This is a genomic window from Cryobacterium psychrophilum (assembly GCF_004365915.1).
Classification (GTDB): domain Bacteria; phylum Actinomycetota; class Actinomycetes; order Actinomycetales; family Microbacteriaceae; genus Cryobacterium; species Cryobacterium psychrophilum.
In genome coordinates, this window is the sequence record NZ_SODI01000001.1 from 1486575 (window position 1) to 1511788 (window position 25214).

Here is a 25214-nt window from a genome sequence, read left to right on the forward strand (position 1 = left end):
CGTTGAAAAACGAGCCGATCAGTGGTCCGAATGCCCCGACGCCAGTCGCGGCGGCGCTAGTCACCGCCGGCCAGTTGGCGACGACTCGTGAGGGCACCGAGTTGGGCGCCAGTAACTTTTGATACCGTCACGCCGCCCGCCAGGTCAACGCCCGCAATTCCGACCGGGACGAAGCTGAGTTGTGCCTGCTCACCGAACTCAATCTCGCCGCCGTAGATCTGCCCGCGGAACCCATTCCTGTCGCTGTATACCTTGCAGGGCGTATAAACCATGGCGGAAATCGTGGTGCCGAAATCGGCTTCGCTGGTGAGACGGATCTCCCCGTTCAGGCCCGCAGGAGGTGTGCAGGTGGGCGTCCCATCGGCGACCTTGTCGGGAACGATGAATGCCAGCTGGCGATCAACCGCGGAAGTGAAGTAGATCTTGTCGAACGTGAACTGATTGGCGATGAAGACTAGGTTCGTGTTCAAGGCGACCGTGTCCATCGCGTTGCTCGTCGTGACTGCCGTTGTGGGGCACTTGGTGAGAAAGTTAACCACCGTAGGATGCGTGTATCCCTTCAGGTCAGTCCAGGCCACGTCGCCCTTCTTGATAGCGCACGGACCGGTCCAGCTGACGAAATTGTAACCCTGGGCGATCCACTCTGCCTGGCTGTAATTGACGTCGACCCAGTTGGGAACCACTGGCAGCGCAGCTGCCGGGCCCGACGTAACGGTGCCCCCTATAACACTGTTCGTGATGGTCGCAAGACCATGCGCGGTCACGTCAACTCCGATATTGCTCTTGTTCATCGTGACGTCTTTGGACACGTGAACAGATCCGGCCACGTCGCACATATCTAGTTTCGCGCTTCCATCGCCGAGGACGAGGTCTCCGCCGATCTTCGCACCGTTTGTACATTCGACGTCGCCGGTTCGGACCATCACGGATGTCGCCACGCTATTGCTTGCGGATGACAAGACAAACTTTTTTAGGACACCATTGACCTTGTGCGCATAGACGGCGACGCCATCCAGCGGAACCTGAACGATGATGGGCACATAAGTGAAGATGGCCTCCGTTACCGCGCTGTCCCCCGAGGTCTTGCCCGCGACACCAAGACTCTGCGCCGCACCCGTGGACGTGATCCGCATTGAGGTCGTCGTGACGTCCGGGCACCCCTTGGTCCAGCCGAGAACGGGGTCAAGGTGTTCGAGCAGCACTGAAAACACAGGCACAGTCGATACGGCGCTTGTGAAGGTGCCGTTCGCGTCAGCCATGCAGCCATTTGTTGTCCGAAGGTTTCGGATGGCCACGTCTACACCTGCGTCAGCCGCCGCCCGTGCCTGAACGGATGCCTTGCTCGTGCTGGTAAAACCCAAAGCGTTGATCGTCGCGGCGCTGATCGTGACGGCGACAATGGCGGTCACAGCCATGACGCCAAGGACCGCGATAAGGGTGCTACCCCGTTCGTTCTGACGAAGACCTCTTAGGTGTCCTACGGGAAACATTTCGGCGACGCTCCTATCGCTGCATTCGGCTGGCGGGTGACCGCAGAGGTGCGAACCAGAACGGCCTTGCCGCCCTCCACCTTCGCTTCGAGAATGAGGTCGACTTGGCGACCCGTCACGGTGAAAACGGGCGTAGTCCCAGCGGAAACACGCTGCATGCCGTCGCCGAGGAGAGTCCAGGTTGCCACCGTTGTTGAGGTTTGGTTTGTCGAGATGGCGCTGGTCGAGGTGGTCGTTCTAACCGACCCGTTGTCGTAGGCCCAGGCCTGACAAAACCACGTCCCGGCTGAGTCTGAGCGCATAGTGCGAGCCATGATCACTTCCGGTACCGCGCCGGCGGGGCTGTGCCAAAGAGAACTGGCGTTCCGAACGCCGTGGCCTACGGAACGTGTAACAAGCTGACCGCTATTGCTGGCCTGCGTCGCGTTGTCAACGGTGCGTTGCGCTTTCATGGTGTTGATCAGAAACCCTCCGGCGATGAGCAGCACTACGACCATCAGCGCGGAATAAACCAACAGCTCGATCAGGGTGAAGCCACCGTTCGAGGATGACCGGCCCACACCGCGTGTGATGTTCATGAAGGAGCTCGCAGGTAGATCAAAGTCGTCGCGCTCACGGTCGCACCGGTGGACGGGATGACCGAGACAGTGACTTTCACAGTTGCGGGATAGTCGGCCAAGGCTGCCGAGCAGGGGCCCACCGTGCGAACAGGCTGATAGCTGACACCCCGGGCGTCGGGCACAACGTCGATAACGGCGAGATGAAATGCCGTGATGGCAGCGCAGGTGTCTCCAGCCCCGCGCGCCAGTTCCATCTGCTGGCTAACCAACTGTGTCGCTGTGGCGGTCGTCGAGTTGACGACCGTTGTTTTCATCGAGGTGACGAGGAGAGGAAGAAAAGCAATTGCCAGAAGCCCGAGCAGGAACATCGAGACGATTATCTCGATCAGTCCAAAACCAGAATCGTTTCGCACGGAGTCGGCGTCTGCGGCGTTGTCCACTTCAGCCCCCTTCTACGGATTCCATCACCATGGATTAGTAGAGCGATGGGGCGCCGGTGCGCGGCGCCCCATCGCTCTCAAAGCAGCGAACGTGTTACGGCACTAGTGCTCCAGCTGTGCACGTGGCCCCAGCGACGGCCGCACCCTTGTCAGTAATGGCAGCAAGGTGGCCGCCCGAGAGGGCGGAGCCGGAAATGCAGAAGGACGTGTTCTCGGTGTCCCATGAGATCACGACGGGGATGTCGGCGCTTTCCGTGAAATCTGTGACACCAACCATCATGAAGGGGGCCGCCGTTCCACTAACAAGCTGCGCCACCACAGCGGTCTTGGCGTTCGTGATCTGAGCCAAGGTAGCCTTGTCCTTCGCAGTGTCCTGCTGGCCGAGGAAGATCGGAATCGCGATCGCGGCAAGAATTCCGATGATGATGACGACCACGAGGAGCTCGATGAGCGTGAATCCCTGGTCTTCTTTGTTGAGGGAAGCGCGCTTGCGGGCGAGCGGTCCGGTGAGCTTACTGAACATATGTGAGTTCCTTCTCTGTATACCGGCCGTGAGAACCTTCGCGCGCCTGAGGTGAGCTTAACGCCTGTAGCACTACCAAATGTGAGCATTATGCAAATCAATCCCCAAATAGAGGGTAGAACGTTATTTGATGTACTCGAAGATGGAAAACATCGGCATATACAGGGCTACGATCATGCCGCCGATGACGACGCCGATGAACGCGATCATGAGCGGCTCGATCAGAGCGGTGAGCTGCTCCGCCGTTGACTGCACTTCCTGGTCGTAGAAGTCCGCGATCTTGCTGAGCATCGTTTGCAGCGCTCCGGCGTCTTCACCGACGGCAATCATCTGCACAACCATCGGGGGAAATACGGGTTCTAGTGACAGCGGACCGGCTATCGACATGCCCTGGCGCACCGATTCCTGCACCTTGCGCAGGGCAGCTTCGATAACCCAGTTGCCCGAGGTCTCCCCCACGATGGTGAGCGACTGCAGAATGGGCACACCGGCGCCGATCATGGTGGAGAAGTTGCGACTGAAACGGGCAATTGCGAGCTTTTGCATGAGTGGGCCGAAAACCGGCACCTTGAGTTTGACCGGGTCGACGATCTTGCGCACGCGCTCGGTGTTCTTATTGGCGCGCCACCAGATCGAGAACGCGATGCCGGCCACGATCAGAAGCGGCAGCAACCACGTCATCATCGAGGACAGAACAACCAATATCTGTGTGGGCAGGGGCAGCTGCCCCCCGAATCCTGCGAACATCTTCTCAAAAACGGGCACGATGAACGTGAGCATTCCGATCACAGCCAGGACGGCCATGATCAGAACGATGGTGGGGTATGCCATGGCCGACTTGATCGTGTCTTGGAGCTTGCCCTCCGACTCGAAGTTGTTGGCCACCGAGTTGAGCGAACTCTCGAGGAAACCGCCGGTTTCACCGGCCTTCACGAGGTTGATCATGATCGGCGGAAAGACGGTCGAATGCTTCACCATTGCCGCAGACAGGGATCCCCCGGACTCCACGTCGTTGCGCACGGCGGTCAGAATCCTCGCGAGTTCCTTGTTCTCGGTCTGCTCGGAAAGGATGTTGAGCGTGCGCAGCAGAGACAGCCCGGCCGAGGTCATGGTCGCCATCTGACGGCTCATGACGGCGAGGTCTTTGAGGCCCACCCGTTTGGTCATGCCGGGTATGTTGATCTCGCGGCTGAGCCCCGTGCCCACAGCCACTTCGGCGACGGAAATGGGGGCAAGCCCCATGGTGCGGATTCGCGTCGTCGCCGCGCTCTCCGAGGAGGCATCGAGTCGCCCCTTCACGACCTTGCCGGCGGCGTTGCGCCCCTTGTATGCGAAGGCGACTGAGGTGGGCATCTTTTAGCCGTTTCCGGGCGAGTAGGAGTCGCCGAAGTCGATACCGCCCGATCCCATCGAGCCCGCGTCCCCGTCCACGCGGCGAATCAGCTGAGTGAGCCCCTCAATGTCCTGGGCCTTTTCCTCGGCTGAATGGCGGGTGATCTGGCCGGCATTCACGAGATCGGCGAGGTGCTGGTCCATCGTGTGCATCCCGAGAGAGCGACCGGCCTGCATCGCCGAGGCGATCTGGTACGTCTTGCCCTCGCGAATCAGGTTAGCAATGGCCGACGTGCCCACGAGCACCTCAGTGGCCACAACGCGACCCCCGCCGACCTTTTTCACCAGGGCCTGGCACACGACGCCCTGCAGTGTCGCCGCGAGCTGGGCGCGCACCTGCCCCTGCTGGTGCGGCGGGAAGACGTCGATCACGCGGTCGATGGTCTGTGCCGCGTCTTGCGTGTGCAGCGTTGCAAAGACGAGGTGCCCGGTCTCGGCGGCGGTCAGCGCCACGGATACCGTCTCCAGGTCTCGCAGCTCACCGATGAGAATCACATCGGGGTCCTGGCGAAGAACATGCTTGAGCGCCGCCGCAAAGCTGTGCGTGTCGTGCCCCACCTCACGCTGATTCACGAGGGACTTCTGGTGCCGGTGCAGAAATTCAATCGGGTCCTCGACGGTGACGATGTGATCGGCCCGAGTCTGGTTCACGAGGTCGATGAGCGCAGCGAGGGTGGTTGACTTACCCGAACCGGTCGGTCCGGTCACGAGCACGAGGCCACGGGCCAATTGCGCGAATCGGGCAACGGAATCCGGCACCCCGAGCTCGGCCAGGGGCTTGATCTCACGAGGGATCAACCGAAAAGCACCGCCCACCGAGTTGCGCTGCAGGTAGTAGTTGACACGAAAACGAGCTCCCCCGGCCGTATAGGCGAAGTCCAGCTCGAGTTCACGCTCGAACTCCTCCCGCTGATCGCGCGTCAACAGGCTGAAGAGAGCCGTGGTGACCTTGTCGCCCATCCACTTCGTCGTTCCCTCAACCGGCCGCAGGGCACCATCCAGACGGATGCTGGGCGGCGCGCCGACGGTGATGTGCAGGTCGGAGGCGTCCAGTTCGAGCACGATCTTGAGCGCACGCAGGAGGTCTTTGTCGGGAGTCAGCGGTTCTTCCCGCAAGCGGGAACGAAGGGTGGTGTCGTCGGGGGACGTCAGGTATTCTCGCTCCCGGGTTTCGGCAGTCGCAGCGCCGTCATCGTCGTGGCCGACGACATTCGCAATCACTGGGATTTCATAGATCGGATTGGTCATAGTCCTTATCCAGTGCTCTATGCGACAACGCGCAAGATTTCTTGTATGGAGGTCAGCCCAAGCAACACCTTGGCCCAACCATCTTCCCGCAGGGAAATCATTCCCTGCTTGCGCGCTGCCCTCGCGATTTCGGCGCTGGAGGCACGTGCCACCGTGAGCCTCTCGATTTCCTCCGAGACGGTCATCACCTCGTGGATCGCGATGCGGCCGCGGTAGCCGGTTTTGGAGCACGTCGCGCAACCGACGGGGCGATAGATGCGGGGCGCAGCAAGGTCGGGGTCGACCCCGAAATTGAGAAGTCTCAGTTCATCCACATCCCGGTCGTCGGGTGCCTTGCAGCGATCACACAGCCGTCGCGCGAGCCGCTGGGCGACCACGCAGTCGATGGCCGAGCCCACCAGGAACGGCTCAATGCCCATTTCGGTGAGTCGTGTAATGGCGCTGGGAGCATTGTTCGTGTGCAGCGTGGAGAGCACGAGGTGTCCGGTGAGCGCCGCTTCGATCGCGATCTGCGCGGTCTCGTGGTCGCGAATCTCACCGATCAAAACGACGTCAGGGTCGGAACGGAGGATCGAGCGCAGGGCACTCGCAAAGGTGAGGCCGGCCTTGGGGTTCACCTGCACCTGGTTGATGCCTGCCATCCGGTATTCCACCGGGTCCTCGACCGTGATCACATTGACCTCCGGCCGGGCAACGGAATTCAGCGTCGTGTACAGCGTTGTGGACTTGCCGGATCCGGTGGGCCCGGTCACCAGGATCATGCCGTAGGGCTTGGAGTACGCCGTCTTGTAGGCGTTGAAATTTCCCTCAAGCAGATTCAGGTCACGCAGGCTCACCTTGGCCATGGAACTGTCCAGGATTCGCATAACGATCTTCTCGCCCCAGACCGTCGGCAGCGTGGCCACACGCAGGTCGATCTTGTGTCCGCCATGGCTCACCGACATGCGACCGTCCTGCGGCTTACGGCGCTCAGAAATGTCGATGTCGCTCATGATCTTCAGCCGGGAGATCACCCCGTTCTGGATGCTCTTGGGTGCTCGCTGCATCTCATGCAGCACGCCGTCAATGCGGTATCGCACCACGAGGCTCTCTTCGGCCGGTTCGATGTGGATGTCCGAGGCGCGGTCCTGAATCGCCTGGCTGACGAGCAGGTTGACGAACCGCACAATCGGAGCATCGTCGTCGAGGGACTCCGACACCCCGAAGGCTGCCGTGTCGGCCGGTGCGTGTTCTTCTTCCAGGGTGGTCGTGAGGTTGGTGAGCTCATCGTCGGCACGGTGGTAGCGGGCGATGGCGGCCATCAGGTCAGCGCGTTCCGCCACAACCACCTTCACCTGCAGGTGCGATGCCTCGCGCACATCGTCGAGGGCGAACACGTTGCCGGGGTCGACCATGGCCAGCAACAGGCGACCGTCGACGATCGCAATGGGAAGCACCTCGTGGCGACGGCACACCCCGGGCGTGACGAGGGCGACGGCCAGCCGATCCACCGGGTAATCCACGAGCTCCACGAAGGGAAGATCGGCCTGTTGCGCCCGGGCCTTGGCGAACTGCACCTCGGTGATCACACCGCTGGCCACCAAATCGCGAACGGCGCTCTCGTCGGCCGGATCCCCCGCCAGAAGCGTGTCGAGCACTTCAATGGGGAGCAGGCCGTGCAGGATCAAAATTTCGGTCAGGGTTGCCACGGGCCTCCCCCGATCAGATCACTTAGCTGTGAGCCTATATCCAATGCCGGCCCCTGACGATCCTTTTGTAACCTATTTAGGGGGGATAAGGCGATCAATCGCCGCTCGCCGCCTCAAGCAGGTCGCCGAAGTGAACATTGGGAAAGACGACCGGGCTGGGTTTCGAGAAGAGGTAGCCCTGCCCATAGCGACAGCCCATCTCCGTCAGGAGGTCTCGTTGCCCGGTTGTTTCAATTCCCTCCGCGACGACGTCGAGGTTGAGGGAATCACCCAGACGCACGATGCCCTCAACGATGGCCCTGTCGTGGTCCGAACGCTCAACGTCTCGCACGAAGGTCAGGTCGATCTTGAGCAGGTCAACGGTGAATGACCGCAGGTGGCTGAAAGACGAATAGCCGGTGCCGAAGTCGTCGATGGCCAGGCGCACGCCGAGTGCCCGAAGTTCCTGGAAGGTGCGAGCGGCGGAGTCGATCGCCTCGAGCACCGCGCTCTCCGTGAGTTCGAGCCACAGCTGGTCCGCCGGAAGGCCGGTTTCCTTGAGCATGCGTTTCACGAACACGCCGAAGTCGTCCTGCACGAACTGCCGCGGGGACACGTTCACGCTCACGGCCATGCGCCCGCCCAGAGACGTGGCTGCCCGGCACGCCTGGCCCAGCACGGTGGTGCCGATCCCCTTGATCAGACCGACCTCCTCGGCGATCGCGATGAACTCCCCCGGGGAGACGAGGCCCTTGTCCGGGCGACGCCATCGAGCGAGCGCCTCCGTGGCGACGACCGTCTGCTGCTGCAGATCGACGATCGGCTGGAACCAGGTCTCGATCTCGCCGAGCTGCACCGCGTCGCGCAGGGCCAGCTCGGTGTCGAGCCGACGCTCGATCCGGCCGCGCAAGTCGTCGTCGAACACCTCGTAGCGTGCCCGGCCTCGGTCCTTCGCCAGGTACATGGCCTGGTCCGCGTTGCGCAGGAGCAATTCGGCATCGTCATGGCCCTGACCGAAAGCGATGCCGATGCTGGCATCGACGGATGCCATTTGGTCACCGATCAGCACCGGCTCGGCGATGACCTTCTGCAGGGCATCAGCGATCTTATTCACGTCCCGGTTGCTGCCGACATCGGGGCAGATCACGACAAACTCATCGCCGCCAATGCGGGAGACGGTGTCCGTTGACCGGGCGGTCATCCGCAGCCGGATGCCGACCTCGGCGAGCACGGCGTCCCCGGCGTAGTGACCGAGACTGTCGTTGACGAACTTGAAACGGTCGAGGTCGATGAACAGCACGGCGACGCCGTGGCCGTTTCGGGCGGACAGCAGGAGGGCCTGGTTGAGCCGGTCGAGCAACAGACGGCGGTTGGGCAGGTTGGTCAGCGGATCGTGGAACGCGAGGTGCTCCACCCGCGCCTCGGCCAGCCGGCGGGCGGTGATGTCCTCCAGCTGGTACAGGAGCCCCCCGGTGTGCTCTCCCTCGCTGATCTCGGCAATGCTGACCTTGACCCAGGTTTCTTCCCCGTCGCCGCGTCGCATCCGCCGGTCCATGCGCTGGCGAGTGAACGGTCCGTCCGTGAGGCGGGGCCGATCGTCACCACGGTCTCCGACGGGCATGAAGATCTCGTCAATGTGAGCTGCGACCACGGCGGCAGATCGCCCGGCGAGGTCGAAAAACCGCTTGTTGGCCTCCAGCACCTCGCCGTCGAGCGAGACGATCGCCGTGCCCAGCGGCGAGGATGCGAAGGCCGCCTCGAAACGGGCCCGCGCGGCGGCGGCTGATTCTTCGGCGTCTCGAAGTTCGGTGATGTCGGTCACGGTGCCCAGGTGACCGGTGGCGGCGAGGGAATCCTGGTCATGGATCGGGGCGGTACTGACCTGGACCCAGTTCACCCGGCCCGCCGGGGTGCGAAAGCGCAGGGCCGTCTCGTAGCCGATCCCCGCGGCGACGGCCTCGCCCCACTCTGCGGACACCCGGTCGAGGTCGTCGGGGTGCATGGCCTTCACCCATCCGTCGGCCAGGGATTCACGCAGGCTCAGGCCGCTCAGTGCCAGCCACTGGTCGTTCGCGGTGAGGAGCCCGCCCGCGGAATCCAGCTGCACGATGCCCACAGGAGCGATCTTGATGAAGGTGTGAAGCGTGTCGGCTGCCTCAGCAAGCTCCCGGGTGCGGTGACCGACGGCATCCTCAAGGGTGTGGTTGACCGTCGCCAAAGCGTGCATCGCCTCGTCGCGCTGCCGGTCGAGTTCCCGCAACTTCATGGCGGCGATCCAGGTCAGGACGATGCCCAGTACCGTGACACTCGCGATCAGGATGGCGACGCCGGACACCGCGTCGAACCAGCGCTGACTTTGGCCCCAGAGACGCAGCCCGCCGAGTAAAAAGGGGCCGATAAAGAGGAACGGCACGAACCTGCGCGTCATCTCCCCGGCGCTGCCACGATCGCGAAGCAGTCCGACCAGCCCGACCGTGGGATTCTGCAGCAGGACGGCCACGGACAAGGCCGCAATTCCCAACGCAGTGTGCAGCGCGACACTCGTGAATCCCGCCACGGTGTACAGCGACGAGACGCCGTAGGCATAGCCGAGCAGGGCGATCAGGCTGACCAGGAGCGAGGCGTGCGCGAAGACCTGCATCAGGGTCGTGCGATTCAGCCTGCCCGCTATGACGGCCTCGCCGACCAGAATCATGCCCACCGCCGTGCTCGGCGCCATTCGCGGTTCCCGGCCGGCCAGGTCGATCCCCGGCACCCAACCGGCAATGCCGAACGTGGACCCGATCGCGTACCCGGCCAGGGTCACCAATGCCAGCGCAATGGCGACGACGGCCAGGCTCAAGCTCACCGACCGCTGCGTGACCAGGGACAGCGACAGCAGGATCAGCGCGACGGCAGTGGTCGGTTTCATTGGGACAAGGCCCGGGAGCACTGTCGTGAGCGCCGTGGTCTGCGTGTACCAGCCGATCAGGACGAGGAGGCCCACGGCCACGACGAACACCGCCCCAACGCGTCCTGCTACCTGCATGCTGTTCCTCTGTTCTCCCCTGTCAGAAGTGCACACGGTCCCGAGAAGCCTACGCGGCCTCGGGGCACCACAGGAGCGCCGAGGAGGGAGCCGGAACAGCGACGTGACACTCGGTGTCAGTTGAGCCGCATCAGCCGCCCTTTCTCCGGGTTTCAGGTGGCAAAAGGTGAGCCGGAGTGTCATACTCGAGCTGCTTCCCGCTTATGTTCACATTTTGGCGACACGAAGTCGCACAGTCCCGGCCCACACATTGGAGTGTCCGAATGACGACCGTTCTCAACCCCACCCGTCCGGCTCGCCCGGAAACCACCCCCGTCACGGAACCCGCGCCGCGCATAGCGATCGCCGACCCGGCGGCACTCGGACTGGGCGCGTTTGCCCTGACCACGTTCGTTCTCAGCCTTGCCAACTCCGGGCTCATTCCCACTGCGGGCGCCGCCGTGATCGGCCTCGCCGTGTTCTACGGCGGAATCGCCCAATTCGCCGCGGGCATGTGGGAGTTCATCAAGGGCAACACCTTCGGCGCGACCGCGTTCACATCATATGGGGCGTTCTGGCTCGCCTTCTGGTGGCTGCTCACCCATCCGGAGACCGAGGCCGCTGCCGGCGCCGCCGGAATCGGCGCGTTCCTGCTCGCCTGGACCCTCTTCACCGTGTACATGACCATCGCCGCAGCGAGGACCAATGTCATGCTGCTTTCCCTGTTCATCGCCGCCACACTGACCTTTCTGGGCCTCACGATCGGCGCTTTCTCGGGTAGCGCGGCCATCCACCAGCTGGCCGGCTGGATCGGGATCGCGACCGCGCTCATCGCCTGGTACGGCTCGGCTGCCGTGGCGGTCAACTCCACGTGGAAGCGCGCCGTCTTCCCGCTGGGTCCGCTCGCGTAACACGTTGCGGCCCGTTCCCCGGGTACGAAAAAGGCCCCAATCTTGCGATGGGGGCCTTTTCGTATCAGGTGCTAGTTGTACGTACCGGGAGTCAGGTCATCCGACGGGAAGCTGTCGAAATCAACGAAGCTCAGGTCACCCTCGGTGAACGTGGCATCTTCGGTGAAGATGCGGTTCGGGTAACGCTCAGCCTTGGCTTCCTCAGTTGCCTCGACGGTGACGTCGCGGTAACGCGGGAGACCGGTTCCGGCCGGGATCAACTTACCGATGATCACGTTCTCCTTGAGGCCCATCAGCGGGTCGCTCTTGCCTTCCATGGCCGCCTGGGTCAGAACCCGGGTGGTCTCCTGGAAGGAAGCGGCCGACAGCCAGGACTCGGTGGCCAGGGATGCCTTGGTGATACCCATGACCTCCTGACGAGCCGAAGCCGTCTTCTTGCCCTCGGTGAGCGCGCTGCGGTTGAGGTCGTTGTACTTCAACCGGTCAACGAGCTCGCCCGGAAGCAGGCCGGTGTCGCCGTGCTCAACGACAGTCACCTTGCGAAGCATCTGACGAACGATGACCTCGATGTGCTTGTCGTGAATCGGTACACCCTGCGAACGGTAAACGTCCTGCACACCGCCCACGAGGTGCTTCTGCACCGCGCGAACGCCCTTGACGCGAAGAACTTCCTTCGGGTCGACGGCGCCGATGATGATCTGCGTTCCGAGCTCAACGTGCTGGCCGTCCTCAACGAGAAGGGTCGAACGCTTGAGTACCGGGTAGGCAATCGCTTCATCACCGTTGTCGGGCGTGAGAATGACCTTACGGCCCTTGTCGCTGTCCTCGATGGTGATGCGTCCGGCGGAGTCAACGATGGGCGACGCACCCTTGGGGGTGCGAGCCTCGAAGAGCTCCTGAACACGCGGCAGACCCTGGGTGATGTCGTCAGCGGATGCCGACCCACCCGTGTGGAAGGTACGCATGGTCAGCTGGGTGCCGGGCTCACCGATGGACTGCGCGGCAATGATACCGACGGCCTCACCGATGTCGACGAGCTGGCCCGTGGCGAGCGAACGGCCGTAGCAGACCGCACAAACACCAACGGACGACTCGCACGTCAGCACGGAGCGAACCTTGATGGTCTCGATACCGGACGCGATGAGCTGCGCGATGAGCACATCTCCCACGTCGGCGCCGGCCTCGGCCACAACCACGCCAGCGGCGTCGACCGCGGGTGCGGCCAGGCTGCGAGCGTAGACCGCGTTCTCAACGTTCGGGTGAACGCCGAGCACGCCAGCGGAATCCCGGTCACCGATCGGCAACTCGAGACCCTTGGTCGTGCCGCAGTCGTCTTCGCGGATGATGACATCCTGCGAGACGTCCACGAGACGACGGGTGAGGTACCCCGAGTCAGCGGTACGAAGAGCCGTGTCAGCCAGTCCCTTACGAGCACCGTGAGTAGCAATGAAGTACTCGGCGACGGACAGGCCTTCGCGGTAGCTCGAGATGATCGGGCGAGGAATGATCTCACCCTTCGGGTTGTTCACGAGGCCTCGCATGCCGGCGATGTTTCGCACCTGCAGCCAGTTACCACGAGCACCAGAGGTGACCATACGGTTGATCGTGTTGTCAGCCGGAATGTTCGCCTGCATGGCCTTGGCCACGTCTTCAGTTGCCCTGGTCCAGATCTGGATGAGCTCCTGGCGACGCTCGAGGTCGGTCGTGAGACCCTTCTCGAACTGCGCCTGAACCTTTGCGGCCAGCTTCTCGTACGTGCTGACGATCTCCTTCTTGTTCGGAGGCGTCAGGATGTCGCTGAGCGCGACGGTCACACCGGAGCGAGTAGCCCAGTAGAACCCGGCGTCCTTGATCCGGTCGAGCGTGGCGGCCACTTCGACCTTCACGTACCGCTCGGCCAGGTCGTTGACGATCGTCGACATGGTGACCTTGTCGGCCACCTGCTCGAAGTACGGGTAGTCAACCGGAAGCGCCTCGTTGAAGATGGCGCGACCCAGGCTGGTGGTGACCAGTACGGTTCCAACAGCCTGCCCATTGACGAGCTCCACGCCTTCAGGCTGCGTGCCCTCGGCGAAGTACTTGTCGGCAAGACGGATGCGAACCTTGGCGTTCAGGTCGAGTGACTTCTGGTCGAAGGCCAGGATCGCCTCGGCGACGTTGGTGAAGGCACGGCCTTCGCCGATTACGCCTTCCTTCATCGTCGTGAGGTGGTGCAGACCGATGATCATGTCCTGTGTGGGCAGGGTTACCGGACGACCGTCAGACGGCTTCAGGATGTTGTTCGAGGCGAGCATCAGGATGCGTGCCTCGGCCTGGGCCTCAACCGAGAGCGGAAGGTGCACAGCCATCTGGTCACCGTCGAAGTCGGCGTTGAACGCCGCGCAGACGAGCGGGTGCAGCTGGATGGCCTTACCCTCAACGAGCTGAGGCTCGAAGGCCTGGATGCCCAGGCGGTGCAGGGTCGGTGCACGGTTCAGAAGAACCGGGCGCTCGCGAATGATCTCCTCGAGCACGTCCCAGACCTGCGGGCGTGAACGCTCAACCATACGCTTGGCAGCCTTGATGTTCTGAGCGTGGCTCAGGTCGATCAGGCGCTTGATCACGAACGGCTTGAAGAGTTCCAGGGCCATCTGCTTGGGCAGGCCACACTGGTGCAGCTTCAGCTGCGGGCCGACGACGATGACCGAACGGCCAGAGTAGTCAACGCGCTTTCCGAGCAGGTTCTGACGGAAACGACCCTGCTTACCCTTGAGCATGTCGCTCAGGGACTTGAGGGCGCGGTTACCGGTACCGGTGACCGGGCGACCACGACGACCGTTGTCGAAGAGTGCGTCGACGGCCTCCTGCAGCATCCGCTTCTCGTTGTTCACGATGATCTCGGGGGCACCGAGGTCAAGCAGACGACGCAGGCGGTTGTTGCGGTTGATCACACGACGGTAGAGGTCGTTGAGGTCGGACGTGGCGAAACGGCCACCGTCAAGCTGCACCATCGGGCGCAGCTCGGGCGGGATGACCGGCACGATGTCGAGCACCATCGCGGCCGGCGAGTTGCCGGTCATGATGAACGCGTTGACCACGCGAAGGCGCTTGATGGCGCGGATCTTCTTCTGACCCTTGCCTTCAGCGATCTGCAGGTGGAGGCTTTCGCTCTCGCTGACGAGGTCGAAGGCCTCAAGGCGCTTCTTGATGGCCTCGGCGCCCATGAAGGCCTCGAAGTACATGCCGAAGCGGTCCTGGAGCTCGTGGAAGACGGAGTCTTCGGGCTTCAGGTCGCCGACCTTGAGGGTGCGGAAGTCTTCCCACACGCGCTCGAGGTGTGCGATCTGCTCGTCCAGAGACTTGCGAATCTGGCTCATTTCCTTCTCGGCGGCGTCTTTCGCGCGCTTCTTCTGGTCGCTCTTGGCGCCCTCGGCCTCAAGCGCTGCGAGGTCGGTTTCGAGGCGCTGCAGGCGATCGGCGATGCGCGAATCACGGCTGGTCTCGAGGGTCTTGAGCTCAAGGCGCAGCTCGTTCTCGAGTCCAGGCATGTCCTGGTGGCGACCGTCTTCGTCGACCGAGATGACCATGTAGGCGGCGAAGTAGATGACCTTTTCGAGGTCCTTCGGAGCCATGTCGAGCAGGTAACCGAGGCGAGACGGCACACCCTTGAAGTACCAGATGTGGGTAACCGGAGCGGCGAGTTCGATGTGGCCCATGCGCTCACGGCGCACCGACGACTTCGTGACCTCTACGCCACAGCGCTCACAAACAATGCCTTTGAAGCGCACACGCTTGTACTTGCCACAGGAGCATTCCCAGTCCCTGGAAGGGCCGAAGATCTGTTCGCCGAACAGACCGTCCTTCTCGGGCTTGAGCGTGCGGTAGTTGATGGTTTCGGGCTTCTTGACCTCACCGTGCGACCAACGACGCATGTCGTCAGCGGTGGCCAGGCCAATGCGAAGCTCGTCAAATGTTGTTACGTCGAGCAATTTCTCTCCCTTGGAAAGTTTTCGAGTCTCAGTGGCCGGGCTTAGATGTCGTCGATGGTCGACGACTCAAACCGGGTGGAAATGTTGATGCCGAGCTCTTCTGCGGCACGGAAGACCTCGTCATCCGTGTCGCGCAGGCTGACCGCGGTGCCGTCGGACGAGAGGACCTCGACGTTCAAGCACAGCGACTGCATTTCCTTGATCAGAACCTTGAAGCTCTCGGGGATACCGGGCTCCTGGATGTTCTCACCCTTGACGATGGCTTCGTAGACCTTGACGCGGCCGAGGATATCGTCGCTCTTGATGGTCAGGAGTTCCTGCAGGGCGTAAGCGGCTCCATATGCTTCGAGCGCCCACACCTCCATCTCACCGAAACGCTGTCCACCGAACTGCGCCTTACCACCCAGCGGCTGCTGCGTGATCATGGAGTACGGACCGGTCGAACGAGCGTGGATCTTGTCGTCGACGAGGTGGTGCAGCTTCAGGATGTACATGTAGCCGACAGAGACCGGGTCAGGGAACGGCTCGCCGGAGCGGCCGTCGAAGAGCACAGTCTTACCTGACGAACCGATGAGGCGTTCGCCGTCACGGGTCGGGGTCGTGGACTCCAGGAGACCCTCGATCTCGATCTCGAGCGCGCCGTCGAAGACCGGGGTTGCGACCTTCGTGCCGGGTGCTGCGCTCCAGGCCTCTTCCGGAAGACGAGCAGCCCACTTGGGCTTGCCCTCGACCTGCCAGCCCTGCTTCGCGATCCACCCGAGGTGGGTCTCGAGAACCTGACCGAAGTTCATTCGTCCCGGAATACCCAGCGGGTTGAGGATGATGTCGACCGGGGTTCCGTCGGCGAGGAACGGCATGTCCTCGATCGGCAGAATACGGGAGATGACACCCTTGTTGCCGTGACGACCGGCGAGCTTGTCACCCTCGGTGATCTTGCGCTTCTGGGCGATGAAGACAACAACACGCTGGTTGACGCCGGAGCCGAGCTCGTCGTCGCCGTCCTGCGAGTCGAAGACCTTGACACCGATGATGGTGCCGCGCTCACCGTGGGGAACCTTGAGCGAGGTGTCGCGAACTTCGCGGCTCTTCTCGTTGAAGATGGCGCGAAGCAGGCGTTCCTCAGCGGAAAGCTCGGTCTCGCCCTTGGGCGTGACCTTGCCAACGAGGATGTCGCCGGGGCGAACCTCTGCTCCGATGCGGATGATGCCACGCTCGTCGAGGTCGGCGAGGAAGTCGGGCGACACGTTGGGAAGGTCGCGAGTGATCTCTTCCTTACCCAGCTTGGTGTCGCGGGCATCCACTTCGTACTCTTCGATGTGAATCGACGACAGGGTGTCGTCCTTGACCAGGTTCTGGCTCAGGATGATCGCGTCCTCGAAGTTGTAGCCTTCCCACGGCATGAATGCCACGAGCAGGTTCTTTCCGAGTGCGACCTCGCCCTGGTCCGTTGCCGGACCGTCGGCGATGACTTCGCCTACTTCAATGCGCTCTCCGGCATTGACGATGACGCGGTGGTTGAAGCTCGTGCCCTGGTTGGAGCGCGAGAACTTGCGCAGGTAGTACGTCTGCGTTCCGCCCTCGTCGAGCTGGATGGTGACGAAGTCAGCAGACACTTCGCCGACCACACCGGCCTTGTCGGCGGTGAGTACGTCGCCGGCGTCGATGGCCGTGTAGCCCTCCATGCCGGTTCCGACGAGCGGGCTGTCGCTGAGCAGCAGCGGGACAGCCTGACGCTGCATGTTGGCACCCATGAGCGCGCGGTTTGCATCGTCATGGTCGAGGAACGGGATGAGCGAGGTTCCGACCGACACCATCTGGCGCGGTGAAACGTCCATGTAGCCGATGTCTTCTGCGGGGAAGAGGTCAACCTCTCCACCCTTCTTACGGGCGAGGACGCGGTCTTCTGCGAAGTGCGAGTCCTTGGTCAACGGAGCGTTGGCCTGGGCGACGATGAAGTCGTCCTCCTCGCTCGCGGTGAGGTAATCGATCGTCTCGGTGACCTTGTTGTTGACCACGCGACGGTACGGCGTCTCAATGAAACCGAAGGCGTTGATTCGCGCGAACGAAGCGAGCGAACCAATCAGGCCAATGTTCGGGCCTTCCGGGGTTTCAATGGGGCACATACGACCGTAGTGCGAGGGGTGAACGTCTCGCACCTCGACGCCGGCACGGTCACGGGACAGACCACCCGGGCCCAGCGCGGACAGGCGACGCTTGTGCGTCAGTCCGGCGAGCGGGTTGTTCTGGTCCATGAACTGCGACAGCTGGCTGGTTCCGAAGAACTCCTTGATCGCGGCGACGACGGGGCGCACGTTGATCAGGGTCTGCGGGGTGATCGCTTCGATGTCCTGCGTGGTCATGCGCTCGCGAACGACGCGCTCCATGCGGGACAGGCCGGTGCGCACCTGGTTCTGGATGAGCTCACCAACGGCACGGATACGACGGTTACCGAAGTGGTCGATGTCGTCGATGTCGATGTTGATGTCGGTGGTCTTGCCATCGCGCAGGCCAACAATCGTAGAACGGTTGTCGTGCAGCGAAACGAGGTACTTGATGGTGGCCAGGATGTCCTGGAGCGTCAGTACCGAGTCGCTGAGCGGAGCCTCAAGGCCGAGCTTGCGGTTGATCTTGTAACGACCAACCTTGGCCAGGTCGTAGCGCTTGGAGTTGAAGAAGAAGTTGTCCAACAGAGCGCGGGCAGCTTCAGCGGCAACCTGCTCGCCTGGACGCAGCTTGCGGTAGATGTCCTTGAGGGCTTCTTCCTTCGTGAGGATGTTGTCCTTCTCAAGGGTGAGCTCGATGGACGGGAAGCCCTTGAACTCTTCGAGGATCTCTTCGCTCGAGAGGCCGAGGGCCTTGAGGAAGACAGTCACGGACTGCTTGCGCTTGCGGTCGATGCGCACGCCAACCTGGTCGCGCTTGTCGATCTCGAACTCGAGCCATGCACCACGGCTCGGAATGACGCGAGCGGAGTAGATGTCCTTATCGGAGGTCTTCTCCTGCTGGCGATCGAAGTACACGCCGGGTGAACGCACGAGCTGCGACACGACGACACGCTCGGTGCCGTTGATCACAAAGGTGCCCTTGGGCGTCATCAGCGGGAAGTCGCCCATGAATACGGTCTGAGTCTTGATCTCACCGGTGAGGTGGTTCATGAACTCTGCGTTCACATAGAGGGGTGCGGAGAAGGTCTTACCCTTTTCCTTGCACTCATCAATGGTGTACTTCTCCGGCTCGAGCTCCGGGTTGGTGAAGGAGAGCTGCATCGTTTCGCCGAGGTCTTCGATGGGAGAGATCTCTTCGAAGATCTCATCGAGCCCGGTGTGATTCGGCAGGTCCTGGCGTCCGGCCTTCTGGGCTTCAGCGACGCGCTTCTTCCAGATGTCGTTGCCAACGAGCCAGTCAAAGCTCTCGGTCTGCAATGCAAGCAGATCCGGAACAGTGAGGTGGTCGCTAATCTTCGCGAACGAAAGACGCTCAGCTGAGCGGCCGTTCTTGGGTGAGTTGGTGGTTGCGTTGCGCGCAGCAGCCAAGGAAATAACCTCCGTGGACCCCGTCAGGTCTAGTTACTGTTATTGGTGAAGGACTCCACAGACCCTGAACGAATGAATTCTTCGCACGGAATGTGCCGCAAGGTGGCTTGGGCACGCAAAGCCGACCGCAATATGAAGGCAGAGTTTGTCTGGGAGCGCAAGGATCAACTATACGCGCCCTCTTGCGGGATGTCCACTCCTTTGTTGACCTTTTCTGGATTCTCGGGTATAACCCAGTTTTCGGCGAGCGCCCGAAGGGCGCAGACTGGAGCCATGAGTAGCGAGCGTAATGAGTAAGGGCGAGCAGGAGCATCCGTCGGCCGTCTTGAAGTTGAGCGGGCACCTGGCCGTGATCGAACCCGACCGGTTCACCCCCGGCAGTTTTCAGCTGGTGGTGGATGGTACGCCGCAGTCCCATGTGAACCTGGAGCATCCCGACGAGTTGTTCTTTGAATACATTCAGCGCATCGGACACGTGATCGACCTGCTCGGCGACCCGCATGAGCCGATCACGGCCGTGCACCTCGGCGCGGGGGCGCTCACCCTCCCCCGCTACGTGGAGGCGACCCGGCCCGGGTCCCGCCAGCAGGTGGTGGAGATCGAAAGCGACCTGATCGACCTCGTGCGCGCCGAGCTGCCGTGGGACAAGCGCGCGCAGCTGCGGGTGCGGCACGGAGACGCCCGCGAGGTGCTCGGCAAGCTGCCGGCCGGCCTGCGCGGCACGGTCGACCTTGTGGTCATCGATATTTTCTCCGGGGCACGCACTCCCAAGCACGTGACCAGCAAGGAGTTCTTCGCCCTCACCTCTCCCCTGCTGTCCCAGCGTGGCGTGGTTGCCGTGAACGTAGCTGACGGACCGGGCCTCGCGTTCGCTCGCGGGCAGGCCGCGACGCTCTCCGCCGTGTACGAGCATGTGATCGGCTTCGCCGAGACGCAGGTGCTCAAGGGGCGCCGCTTCGGCAACATCGTGTTCATCGCGGCGCACACGCCCATCGACCTCAACTGGATTCCGCGCCTGCTCGCCAGCGGCCCGCACCCCGCCAAGGTGATCGAGGGCGCGGAGCTGGCCCAGTTCATGGCCGGTTCGCTCGTGGCCACGGACGACACCTCCACGCAGTCCCCGCTGCCGGGACGCACGGTCTTTCAGATCGGCCACTAGCGCGGTACGTAAACTCGGACTTTTTCGCGACTCGCGGCATCCGGTGGCGGGAAAGGCCGCGTGTCGCGAATTTGTCCGAGGTTACGCGCGCAAGCGGCGGATCTCAGGAAATCGCGACGAGACGGGGATAGGGTGAAGAGTCCAAATTTTCCCGCGGCCACATGGTCGCCGACTGTCAGGAACACACCCTGAACATCATCACCGGTTACGACGCGATCACCCTGCGTGAAAAAGTCGACCTCACCGCCGCCACCGAACGCCTCGACGACCTCGGCAACATGCGCAGCCTCTCCGCGCTCAACGAAAAGGTCAGCCTGCTGCGCCTGCTCGGGCGCCTCGACGAGGCCTGGGAGATCGCTAACGAGGCCTGGCGCTTGTCGCGCTTCACCGGCGACCGCGAGCATGCCGTGGCCAGCCGCATCCGGCGCGCCCAGGTGCTGCAGTACCAGGGCAAGCTCGACGAGGCAGCCACCGAACTCAACCACTGCATTCTCGACGCTGAGACGCACGAGTGGACCAATGCGTCCGCCGAGGCCCGCCAGCACCGCGGCAAGGTGCTCTACGACATGGGCGAGCTCGACGCCGCCCTCGCCGATTTCACCGCCGCGGTTTCTCTGCGCGAAAAAGACGGCGCAACCGCTGACGAACTCGAGGGTTGCCTGATTGCGGTGGCCGTGGTCGAATCGTTTATCGCGGAGCGCACGCACCGCAGCTAAGAAGGGTCGCGGCCATGAGCATCCGTCCTCGCCTGGCTGGCAGCCTCGCCCTCGCGGCTGTCCTGGCCCTCACGGCCTGCTCCGGCGATAACCGCGTCACGCCGACCACATCGACTCCGGGGTCTGAGAGCTCGCCGGCGCTCACCTCCACCGCACCGGTGCGGCCCGTGGGTGAGCCGGTCGCGATCGCGAGCGGGCTGAACGCGCCCTGGTCGATCCTGCGCCTGCCCGACGGTGGCACGCTCATCAGCGAGCGCGACACCACGCTCGTGCGCGAGCTGCTGGACGACGGCACGTTGCGCGACGTCGGTTCCGTCACCGACGCGCGTGCCTCCGGTGAGGGCGGCCTGCTGGGCCTGGCCTTCCTGCCCGGTGACGACTGGGTCTACGCGTATTTCACGACCGCCACCGACAACCGAATCGACCGGATGCCGCTGCTCGGCGACGCGGGCAGCTACGGCCTCGGCGCGGCCGAGACCGTTCTGTCGGGGCTGCCCACGGCATCGAACCACAACGGAGGGCGCATCGCCTTCGGTCCCGACAGGCTGCTCTACGCCACCGTCGGCGACGCCGGCACCCCTGGCCGGGCGCAGGACCTCGATTCGCTCGGCGGAAAGATCCTGCGCATGTCGCCCACCGGCGCGGTGCCGCCCGACAACCCCTTCAACACGCTCGTGTATTCGTACGGCCACCGCAACCCCCAAGGCATCGCGTGGGACTCGCGCGGTCGCCTGTGGGCGAGCGAGTTCGGCCAGAACACCTGGGACGAACTCAACCTGATCGAGCCCGGCAACAACTACGGCTGGCCGGAGGCGGAGGGGCGCGGCGGCAACCCGGACTACGTGGATCCGGTTCAGCAGTGGGCGACCTCCGACGCGAGCCCAAGCGGAATCGCGATCGTGGGCGACACCCTGTTCATGGCCAGCCTGCGCGGCGAGCGCCTGTGGAGTGTCGACGTCTCCCCCGGCGTCGACTCCACCACAGTGACCCCCGCCGCCTGGTTTGTGCACGACTACGGTCGCCTGCGCGATGTGGCGTCGGGCCCCGGTGGCACACTGTGGTTCATGACGAACAACACGGATGGCCGGGGTCGCCCCTCCCCCGGCGATGACCGGCTTCTCGAAGTGCGCCTGGAGCGCGCGACGGATGGCTGATCTCGACCGGGTGCACCACTGGGCCCACGCGCTCATTGCTCTGCACCTCGACCCGAGCTGGTCGTTTGCGTTCGACAACGCCAAGAAGCGTGCGGGGCTGTGCAACTTCACGCACAAACGCATCACCGTGTCACGGTACCTGGCCGCCCGGTATGACGACGACGACGTGCACCAGATCCTGTTGCACGAAGTGGCCCACGCCCTCGCCGGACCGCGTGCCGGTCACGGCCCCAGGTGGCGGGTGGTGGCGCAGAACCTCGGCTACGACGGCAAGCGCACCCACGATGGCGAGATAGCCGATGAACTCGCCCCGTGGGTAGGAACCTGCCCGGCCGGTCACGCGCACTACCGGTACCGAAAGCCCACCAGGGCCCTCGCCTGTGGCCTGTGCGGCCGCGGATACCGCGCCGAGAATGTGATCACGTGGGGGCATCGGCACATCACGGCGGCAACGCGGCGGCGGGCGGCGGCATCCGCTGGTCTCTAGTTGTTGCGGGTGGGTAAAAATTGACCAGCGGCCTTGATCCGCACGACGAACGCGAGTTGACTTGGAACAGCGCAGCGCGCTTGAAGGAGAAGGACAGCCCCATGACCGTCACGAGAATCAACACCGCGTCTGTGCACCGCAATGTGGCCTTCGCACAGGGAACCCTCGTGGATCCGGGCCGACGCCTCATGTTTATTGGCGGCCAGAATGGCGTAGACATCCAGGGGGCCATCGTGGGCCCTGACACTCTCAGCCAGGCCCGCCAGGCCTTGCGCAATCTCTTGGCCGTGCTCGCTGAGGTGGGCGCGACCCAGGAGAACGTGGCCAAGCTCACGGTGCACCTCACCGAGAACGCCGACCTGAGTCAAATGTTCGCAGCGGCGGAAACGGAGTGGGGCCAGCACCCCACCGCCATCACGGTGCTGCGCGTGGCCGGTCTCGCCAACCCCGAGTTTCTGGTGGAGATCGACGCCGTCGCCGCGCTGTAGGGCTAGCGGCGGAGCGCGGCCACGTCGTGGCTGTTGTCGAGCCGGGCGGCGAGGCGCACCTCGGCGTCGCGGCCGAGCGCCACGAGCGCCTGGCCGCTCTCCGAGGCGCTCACCAAGTGCCGCGCGGCCTGCTTGAGCCCCACGAAAGCCGCGGATGCCGCGGCCGCCTCGGGCGAGCAGTGGTCGATTCCGAGACCGATGAGCGCATCGATCACCGCGCCGGAGGCCAGGAGGTCTTCCACCGCGAAGCGCACCGTGCCGTCGGCGCGCAGACCCCCGGCGGCGATGACGGCCACCCCGAACCGGTCGCCCTTCTCGGACTGCCGGGCAACGATCCACTCGGCCACGGCCGTGCGATTGCCGAACCCGGCGGTGATCACCTGCGTGTCACTGGCCGCGGGCACGACGGGCGCGGCGGCATCCGCTTCGGGCAGCACGTCGACGACGACGACCACATCCACGAACGGCTCGAGCGCCTGAAAACCGGCCTGGCCCCAATCGAAACGAACCTGGTACTTCTGCTGTGCGGGGGCGTGGGTCATTGCTTCAGGCTATCGCGAGCGATTCACCGACGCGGTCGCGGGGGCATGAGGGCGTGGGCGCGCCCGGAATGGGTGGGCGCTACGCCGGTTGCCGTAGCGATCACCGAAATCGGGGGCGGCGACAGGTGGGCGGTCGGGAACGCGGCGAGGGGGTGGGTGCGGCGGTCAGCGGGCGTCGTAGCGGGCCAGGGCGTCGGCATCCGTGGCGTGGGTCATGGCGCGCCTGGCATTGTCGAGGGCGATGACCGGGTCGGCCTCTGCCTCGGCGAGCGCCAACTGCCGCTCCGCCTCTGAGAGCCGGGTGCGGGCGCCTGCCTGCACGCGGCTCCGGTTCCCGCCAATGAAGTCGCGGGTGAGTGAGATCTGACCACGTGCCGTGAGCAGCGCCCCCGCGAGCGCGGTGCGGGCGTTCTCCAGACGCAGCTGGCGGTTGCGCGCCTCGGAGCGCATGACGTCGAGCCCATCCATGACCTCACGTAGGCGGGCCAGGTCCACGGCCGGATCGCTCAGCCGGTCGGGCCCACCCAACTGGGCGAGCACCCGGGTGGCCTCCGCAACCACCCGGTTGAGGTTGGCGCTGGTGTCGGCCTCATCGTGGGAATCGCGCAGCCCGCGCGCCTCGGTGAGCTCGATCGCCGCGGCATCCGTCGCCCGGCCGAGGTTGGCGAAGCCGATGTGCAACTCGTCTTCCCCGCTTTCGATGGCGTCGAGCAGCTGCGTAGCGGTGAACAGGCCATGTTCGGCGGCGCTCATCTGCTCGCCCACCGGTTCGCCCGCGGTGAGCCGCGCCGCGGCGCTGGCGGCGGCCTCGCGAGCGTCGTCGAGAGCTGCCTGGGCCCTGGCCACGTTGGTGCTGATGGGCGCGAGGGCGTGCGCGGTGTAACTCAGGCCAAGGCGGTCAATGCTTCGCGCACCGTTCTTCACGCGGTCCGCTGACCGGTCGAGCCGACGCACCAGCTGGTCAAGCGCCTGCGGTGCGGTGCGTTCCACGCCGCGTTTCTTATCGAAGTTGCGGGTCTGAGCCACGAGGCGTTGGGTGGCCTCGTCGGCCACGGCGCGAATCTTCTCATTCCATCGATGAATTTCCGCTGCCGCATCCGGTTCGACGTCATCGAGTTTCTGCTGCAGGGCGAAGGCCTCCGTGAGCTGACGGCGGGACAGGGTGAGCGCTGCGGCAAACTCGCGCGTGGCGTTCTCGCCGAACTGGGCGATGGCGAAACCGAGCTCGTTCGTGGCGTCTTGCACGAGGTCATCCGCGCGAACGAGGCTGATCGAGGCGGACCGCACGAGCTCAGCGGCGGCGTCGCTCTCCAGTCGCAGGCGGGTGCGGGTGCGACGACGGGCGAGGCCAACGAGCACGGCTATGCCGACGAGGACGAATCCTAAAACCACCAATGAGGGCAAGAAAACGTCCATGGGGCGAGTCTAATGAACCGGGACGGGCGCTAGAGGTCGTCGGCGCTGGGGCGGCGCATCTGCTGGCGAATCATCTCGAAGTCGTGGCGGGAGATCTCGAGCAGGCCCTGCCGTAGCTGGCGCCCCCAGCTCGGGTTGCCGCGAGTGAGCTCGAGCACCGACAGGAGCGGCCGAATCGACGTGGCCACGGCATGCGGGTCGTAGTCGGCGCGCCGGCGCCACGGCTGAAACTCGGTGCCGGGATCACCGATCGGGGCGACGGCGGCATCCGTTATGCGGGCGATGGCCGTGAATTCCCGCAGCACTTCGCCCTCGAACGCGGTTTTCGGTGAGTAGTACACCAGGCCGTCGGCCTCGCCCATGCCGGCGAGCGTCACGCGCGCGGCCTGGCTCGCATGGGCCATGCCCATATGAACGCCGCGCAGCACCTGCTCGCGCTGGGCGACCCCCAGCCAGAAACGAATTGCCACGTATCAGTTGTACAACATCCGGCGGGACTCCACACTAGTGAGC

Annotated in this window: 19 protein-coding genes; 6 read left to right on the plus strand and 13 right to left on the minus strand. The window is 63.8% G+C overall.

Features of this window, described 5'->3' with window-relative positions:
• Positions 1–56: 56 nt before the first annotated feature.
• The 8 genes from EDD25_RS06935 to EDD25_RS06970 form a co-directional block, all read right to left on the minus strand.
• The gene (locus EDD25_RS06935) at positions 57–1409 is read right to left on the minus strand and encodes a hypothetical protein (RefSeq protein ID WP_134172633.1); all 1353 of its coding nucleotides are present in this window, start codon (positions 1407–1409) and stop codon (positions 57–59) included.
• A gap of 68 nt (positions 1410–1477) precedes the next feature.
• Entirely contained in the window at positions 1478–2068 is a 591-nt protein-coding gene (locus EDD25_RS06940; protein WP_134172634.1) for a PulJ/GspJ family protein, read from the minus strand.
• Positions 2065–2490 (minus strand): type II secretion system protein, encoded by a 426-nt coding sequence (locus EDD25_RS06945; RefSeq protein WP_134172635.1) that lies wholly within the window; start codon positions 2488–2490, stop codon positions 2065–2067. Before EDD25_RS06945 ends, EDD25_RS06940 begins: the two co-directional genes overlap by 4 nt.
• A gap of 94 nt (positions 2491–2584) precedes the next feature.
• On the minus strand, positions 2585–3013 hold the full coding sequence (locus EDD25_RS18155) for a type II secretion system protein (RefSeq protein WP_198418824.1): 429 nt from the start codon (positions 3011–3013) through the stop codon (positions 2585–2587).
• A gap of 123 nt (positions 3014–3136) precedes the next feature.
• Positions 3137–4366: a type II secretion system F family protein gene (locus EDD25_RS06955; protein WP_134172636.1), complete on the minus strand. Its 1230-nt coding sequence runs from the start codon at positions 4364–4366 to the stop codon at positions 3137–3139.
• A gap of 3 nt (positions 4367–4369) precedes the next feature.
• A complete protein-coding gene (locus EDD25_RS06960; RefSeq protein ID WP_241986275.1) occupies positions 4370–5653 on the minus strand; it encodes a type IV pilus twitching motility protein PilT in 1284 nt (427 codons plus the stop codon).
• Between the two features lie 17 nt (positions 5654–5670).
• Positions 5671–7341, minus strand: a complete 1671-nt coding sequence (locus EDD25_RS06965; protein WP_134172637.1) for a GspE/PulE family protein — start codon at positions 7339–7341, stop codon at positions 5671–5673.
• A gap of 94 nt (positions 7342–7435) precedes the next feature.
• Complete coding sequence (locus EDD25_RS06970) at positions 7436–10348, minus strand: GGDEF domain-containing phosphodiesterase (RefSeq protein WP_166671219.1); 2913 nt, start codon at positions 10346–10348, stop codon at positions 7436–7438.
• 263 nt (positions 10349–10611) lie between these two features.
• On the opposite strand from EDD25_RS06970, the gene EDD25_RS06975 reads away from it, so the two are divergent.
• Entirely contained in the window at positions 10612–11238 is a 627-nt protein-coding gene (locus EDD25_RS06975) for an acetate uptake transporter (protein WP_134172639.1), read from the plus strand.
• Positions 11239–11309: 71 nt separating this feature from the next.
• On the opposite strand, the gene rpoC is transcribed toward EDD25_RS06975, so the two are convergent.
• Together rpoC and rpoB are read right to left on the minus strand one after the other, a co-directional pair.
• On the minus strand, positions 11310–15206 hold the full coding sequence (gene rpoC, locus EDD25_RS06980; protein ID WP_134172640.1) for a DNA-directed RNA polymerase subunit beta': 3897 nt from the start codon (positions 15204–15206) through the stop codon (positions 11310–11312).
• A 41-nt stretch (positions 15207–15247) separates the two neighbouring features.
• Complete coding sequence (gene rpoB, locus EDD25_RS06985) at positions 15248–18739, minus strand: DNA-directed RNA polymerase subunit beta (protein WP_134172641.1); 3492 nt, start codon at positions 18737–18739, stop codon at positions 15248–15250.
• A gap of 289 nt (positions 18740–19028) precedes the next feature.
• On the opposite strand from rpoB, the gene EDD25_RS06990 reads away from it, so the two are divergent.
• The 5 genes from EDD25_RS06990 to EDD25_RS07010 all read left to right on the plus strand — a co-directional run bounded on the left by EDD25_RS06990 (position 19029) and on the right by EDD25_RS07010 (position 22743).
• The gene (locus EDD25_RS06990) at positions 19029–19898 is read left to right on the plus strand and encodes a spermidine synthase (RefSeq protein WP_134172642.1); all 870 of its coding nucleotides are present in this window, start codon (positions 19029–19031) and stop codon (positions 19896–19898) included.
• Between the two features lie 161 nt (positions 19899–20059).
• Positions 20060–20614, plus strand: a complete 555-nt coding sequence (locus EDD25_RS06995; protein WP_241986276.1) for a hypothetical protein — start codon at positions 20060–20062, stop codon at positions 20612–20614.
• 14 nt (positions 20615–20628) lie between these two features.
• On the plus strand, positions 20629–21768 hold the full coding sequence (locus EDD25_RS07000; RefSeq protein WP_134172643.1) for a PQQ-dependent sugar dehydrogenase: 1140 nt from the start codon (positions 20629–20631) through the stop codon (positions 21766–21768).
• The gene (locus tag EDD25_RS07005) at positions 21761–22255 is read left to right on the plus strand and encodes a SprT-like domain-containing protein (protein WP_134172644.1); all 495 of its coding nucleotides are present in this window, start codon (positions 21761–21763) and stop codon (positions 22253–22255) included. Before EDD25_RS07000 ends, EDD25_RS07005 begins: the two co-directional genes overlap by 8 nt.
• A gap of 101 nt (positions 22256–22356) precedes the next feature.
• Positions 22357–22743 (plus strand): RidA family protein, encoded by a 387-nt coding sequence (locus tag EDD25_RS07010; protein WP_134172645.1) that lies wholly within the window; start codon positions 22357–22359, stop codon positions 22741–22743.
• 2 nt (positions 22744–22745) lie between these two features.
• Here EDD25_RS07010 and EDD25_RS07015 read toward each other — a convergent pair whose 3' ends face one another.
• The 3 genes from EDD25_RS07015 to EDD25_RS07025 all read right to left on the minus strand — a co-directional run bounded on the left by EDD25_RS07015 (position 22746) and on the right by EDD25_RS07025 (position 25171).
• Positions 22746–23285: a 2-phosphosulfolactate phosphatase gene (locus EDD25_RS07015; RefSeq protein WP_134172646.1), complete on the minus strand. Its 540-nt coding sequence runs from the start codon at positions 23283–23285 to the stop codon at positions 22746–22748.
• 165 nt (positions 23286–23450) lie between these two features.
• The gene (locus EDD25_RS07020) at positions 23451–24701 is read right to left on the minus strand and encodes a hypothetical protein (RefSeq protein ID WP_134172647.1); all 1251 of its coding nucleotides are present in this window, start codon (positions 24699–24701) and stop codon (positions 23451–23453) included.
• A gap of 29 nt (positions 24702–24730) precedes the next feature.
• Positions 24731–25171 carry an EVE domain-containing protein gene (locus EDD25_RS07025; protein ID WP_241986277.1) on the minus strand — a complete coding sequence of 147 codons (441 nt, stop codon included), beginning with the start codon at positions 25169–25171 and terminating at the stop codon, positions 24731–24733.
• Positions 25172–25214 lie beyond the last annotated feature (43 nt).